The sequence below is a fragment of the bacterium genome, from assembly GCA_021158245.1.
Lineage (GTDB): Bacteria > Zhuqueibacterota > QNDG01 > QNDG01 > QNDG01 > QNDG01.
Window position 1 is genome coordinate 1 of the sequence record JAGGVB010000226.1, and the last position, 4,784, is coordinate 4,784.

Sequence of the window (4,784 nt, forward strand, 5' to 3'; positions counted from 1 at the left end):
CAGAAAAATATCTTGATTACAGATACAGAGGGAATTTTAAAAGCAGATTATTGGAATTTGTCCAGGCTAAGGCATGGGAAGGCCCTGATTATGAAGTAATAGGCGATGAGGGGCCGGATCATGATAAAAAATTTATTGTGGAAGTTTCAGTGAACAGAGAACCTATGGGGCGTGGGAATGGCAAGAGCAAAAAAGAGGCTGAACAGTCTGCTGCAATGGAAGCATTAAAATATCTAAATATATTTTGAGCCGGATTTTATAAAGTTATGAGACAGGATTGGATTTTATTATTTAGGAGGAGTACATGGAGTATTTCTTAAAAGAAGAAGAACAGATGATCAAGGACTTGGCAAAACAGGTAGCAGATGAAAAAATAAGGCCTGTAGCTGCACATCATGATGAGACAGGAGAGTTCCCCTGGGATATTATGAAATCTCTTGCGGAGATGGATTTTTTCAGGATATATATTGATGAGGAGTACGGCGGCCTTGGGCTTGGTACAATGGGCCTTGTACTCGCTACTGAAGAACTGTCAAAGGCATGCGGAGGTATTTCTCTTGGCTTTGCTGCAACTGCACTCGGAACTATGCCGATTATGCTGTCCGGGAGTAAAGAACAAAAAGATAAGTACCTTCCGGAACTTGCTTCAGGGAAAATACTTGCCGGATTTGGCCTGACAGAACCGGATGCCGGCTCAGATGCAAGTAATATGAAAACCACTGCTGTTAAAGACGGAGATGATTATATTTTAAACGGTGTGAAGCATTTTATTACAAATGGCGGAGTTGCGAAGATTTATACAATAATTGCCTCCACCAACCCTGCAAAGGGAAGCCGCGGAGCATCTGCATTTATTGTTGAAGAAGGCATGGACGGCTTTTCATACGGGAAAAAGGAAGAAAAAATGGGTATAAGGGCATCTGCTACAAGTGAACTTATCTTTGAAGACTGCCGTATTCCCAAAGAAAATATAATAGGCAGGGAAGGAATGGGATTCCCTGTTGCAATGAAGACTCTTGACAGGTCTCGTCCCGGAGTTGCAGCTCAGGCACTTGGCATTGCTCAGGGGGCTTTTGATTATGCAAGAACTTATGCACGTCAGAGAAAACAGTTTGGCCATCCAATCTCCAGTTTTCAGGCGATTCAATTTAAACTTGCAGATATGGCAACAAAGATTGAGGCTGCAAGAGCATTGATTTATCAGACTGCACGCATGATTGATAATGGTGTAAAGAATGTATCAAAAGAGTCTGCAATGTGTAAACTGTTTGCATCAGATGTTGCAATGCAGGTAACAACAGATGCAGTCCAGATATACGGAGGCTATGGATACATGAAAGAGTATCCTGTTGAGAAATATATGCGTGACGCAAAAATTACTCAAATTTATGAAGGCACAAATGAGATACAAAGAGGAGTAATAGGCCATGCAGTAATTAAAGAAGTTTTAAAGGGTGTATAATTTGGAAAAAGTATTTCATGTTAAAATTGATATAATTTTATATATTTATATGAATTCTTTCTTGCATTTTGTAGCTTTTTAATTAGATTGTCTGATGTGGAATAAAACTGTTATTTTGATTTGTATTTTAACAGAAATTGATTCTTTAGAAAGATAAAACAGGGTGTGGAGGTTAAGATGATTGATGAAATTAAGAAAATGTTGGGTGATGATGCAGAAAATTTGTTGAACTATAAAGCAAAGGTAAGTAAGGATACACTGCATCTGCCGGGGCCTGATTTTATTGACAGAATTTTTTTACAGACAGACCGCAGTCCGGTTGTACTGCGTAATATGGCTGCAATGTTTAATCACGGCAGGCTTTCAGGAACAGGATATCTTTCAGTTTTGCCTGTTGACCAGGGGATTGAACATAGTGCGGGTGCTTCATTTGCACCGAATCCAATCTATTTTGATCCGGAAAATATTGTAAAACTCGCTATTGAGGGAGGATGTAATGCTGTTGCATCAACTCTCGGTGTGCTGGGCTCTGTATCAAGAAAGTATGCACACAAAATTCCTTTTATTGTAAAAATAAACCACAATGAATTTTTAACTTATCCTGAAAAATTTGACCAAATTATGTTTGCAAGCGTACAGCAGGCATTTGATCTCGGTGCTGTTGCCATAGGCGCGACTATCTATTACGGATCGACTGGAAGCAACAGGCAGATTCAGGAAGTTTCCGAAGCATTCCAGTATGCTCATGAATTGGGCCTGGCAACTGTTCTGTGGACATATCTAAGAAATCCGGCTTTTAAAACTAAAGATGCAGATTATCATACTTCAGCAGACTTAACAGGGCAGGCAAATCATCTTGGTGTTACAATTGAGGCAGATATTATCAAGCAGAAACAGCCTACAAATAACGGCGGTTATAAGGCAATAAATTTTGGGAAAACAAACGAAAAAGTTTATACTGAGCTTTCAAGTGATCACCCTATTGACCTGACTCGTTATCAGGTAATTAACTGCTACAGCGGCCGTGCAGGGCTTATTAATTCTGGCGGAGCATCTTCAGGAGACGGTGATCTTGAACAGGCAGTACGTACTGCTGTAATTAATAAAAGAGCCGGAGGAATGGGACTTATTTCAGGGCGGAAGTCATTCCAGAGGCCAATGGATGAAGGTGTGAACCTTTTAAATGCGATTCAGGAGGTGTATTTGAGCGAGGAACTAACGATTGCTTAGATTTTACATCTGTTGATCTTGCGGGGTTGTACAAAAAATATAATATTGTATATTTTTTAACAACCCCGTTTATTTTTTAATGTTATGTAACCATTAAAGGGATCAATTTTTTTGAGACGAAGCATGATTAAAAATAAGAATATAAATTATATTATTATAATAGCTGCTATTGGTTTTATATGGCCGATGTGCCTGAATGCCCTGAATTCAAAATTATATACAGTCAAAGGAATAGTGCTTGATGCGAGGACAAATAAACCGCTATATTTTGCGAACGTATTTCTAAACAATACTTCACTTGGTACAGCTACTGACAAGAGAGGTCGTTTTACAATCTCAGGAATTCCGGCAGGCAGATACCAGATAGTGGCTTCCTATATGGGTTACAAACTCAAAAAGAAAGATATTGAAATAGGTTTTGGCGAAGATATTCGGAAACAAAAATTTTTATTGGAACCTGTAGTTATTAATGCACCTGCATTGATAGTTTCTGCTAAAAGGGATCCATCATGGGGTAGGAATCTCCGGAGATTTACAAGACTGTTTTTAGGGACTTCTGAGCTTTCGTTAAAATGTAAGATTGAGAATCCTGAAGTTCTTGATTTTACAAAAGGCAAGGATGTTCTTTTAAAAGCAACTGCAGAAAGGCCGCTTAAGATCATCAATAATGGCCTTGGATACAAAATCACTTATTATTTGGATGAGTTTTATGCACTTAGAGAAGGTGATGTTACATTTACTGGTGATGCCAGATTTTCACTAATACATCCGCAGGATATGAAAGACTCTCTGAGAATCTGTAAGAATAGGAGAAGAGCGTATAATGGCTCTCTTGCTCATTTTTTACATTCATTTATACAGAAAAGATTAAGGAAAGAAGGCTTTGAAGTTGACACACTTGCAGGATCTCCATTTTCAGGAAGCAGAGTTTATCTTAATAAAGTAAATGTTGACTCTTTCGGGCGTTCTGTAATAAATATCGGTGAGGTTGAAATATTTCTTCCACGCTGGATGAGAGTTTCCTATAAAAACGAGTATGAGTCACTGATGATAATTAAAAGCCTTAAAGATCAATTTGGTAACAAGGAAGATGGCGAGAAACAGATTTCGTATCTGAATATTGAGAGCAGGCCTTTAATGTGCTCTCCTTCCGGATATCCTTATTTACCGCAATTTGTGATAAGATACGGACATATGGCGTTTGATCGTATGGCTGAGATGCTTCCAATGGATTATGAGCCGGGTATTCCATAATATAGCCGGATTAATGAATCCATTTATATTTATGAAATTATTTTTTTAACTGCTATATGGGGCTGTAATGTCTGATCGAAAACTTGACTGTTTAAATGTCGTACTATAATGAACGATCTGTCTTGACATAAGTTGACTTTTTGTTTAATTAAAAAAGTGATAACCTATTTCAGGACAAGACGCTTATGACCTGGATCCAACATAAATAAACAGGTATAAAGATTATGGAAAAATTAATTGATGTGAACAGAGAACTGCAGAATGTTATTGATGAGATTTCTGAAATTGCAGGATATTTGTGGGATAGGGGATGGGCGGAAAAGAACGCGGGGAATATCTCGGTAAACATTACTTCTCTTATAAATGATTCCCTGCCGGATATTTCTTCATCTCCCATGCTGGACCTTAAAGAACCAAGCCCCTTTATCGGGGGAATGTTCTTTCTGATAAGCGCTGCAGGCAGCCTCATGCGGAATCTGAACAAAAGGCCGCTTGATAATATGGTGGTTGTACGTGTAGCAAATAACGGAGCTGCATATCAAATCTTATCACTGAATAATAATTCCGTGCCACTTGTTCCCAGTTCCGAGCTGCCGACGCATCTTGCGGTTCATCAATTATTGAAAATCAGTAACAGTACTAAAAAAGCAGTAATTCACTCACATGTTGATGAATTGATCGCACTCACTCAGATTCAGCAGTATAAAAACGAAGAGGAGATAAACAGAATTTTATGGGGTATGCATCCTGAATCAATGATTGTTATTCCCCAAGGCGTTGGTTTTGTACCTTATAAACTTACAGGGTCTGTTGATCTTGCACAGGCAACACTTGAAAA

At 38.5% G+C, this 4,784-nt stretch carries 5 protein-coding genes; all 5 read left to right on the forward strand.

The features are described from left to right. On the forward strand, positions 1 to 248 hold a 248-nt coding region (locus tag J7K93_14045), incomplete at its 5' end, for a ribonuclease III (protein ID MCD6118124.1). A 56-nt stretch (positions 249 to 304) separates the two neighbouring features. Further along, a complete protein-coding gene (locus J7K93_14050) occupies positions 305 to 1,462 on the forward strand; it encodes an acyl-CoA dehydrogenase family protein (GenBank protein ID MCD6118125.1) in 1,158 nt (385 codons plus the stop codon). A gap of 177 nt (positions 1,463 to 1,639) precedes the next feature. Continuing rightward, positions 1,640 to 2,692: a class I fructose-bisphosphate aldolase gene (locus tag J7K93_14055; protein ID MCD6118126.1), complete on the forward strand. Its 1,053-nt coding sequence runs from the start codon at positions 1,640 to 1,642 to the stop codon at positions 2,690 to 2,692. Between the two features lie 123 nt (positions 2,693 to 2,815). Beyond that, the gene (locus J7K93_14060) at positions 2,816 to 3,946 is read left to right on the forward strand and encodes a carboxypeptidase-like regulatory domain-containing protein (protein MCD6118127.1); all 1,131 of its coding nucleotides are present in this window, start codon (positions 2,816 to 2,818) and stop codon (positions 3,944 to 3,946) included. Between the two features lie 224 nt (positions 3,947 to 4,170). Next, positions 4,171 to 4,784: rhamnulose-1-phosphate aldolase (rhaD, locus tag J7K93_14065; protein ID MCD6118128.1), on the forward strand; the 614-nt coding region annotated here is incomplete at its 3' end.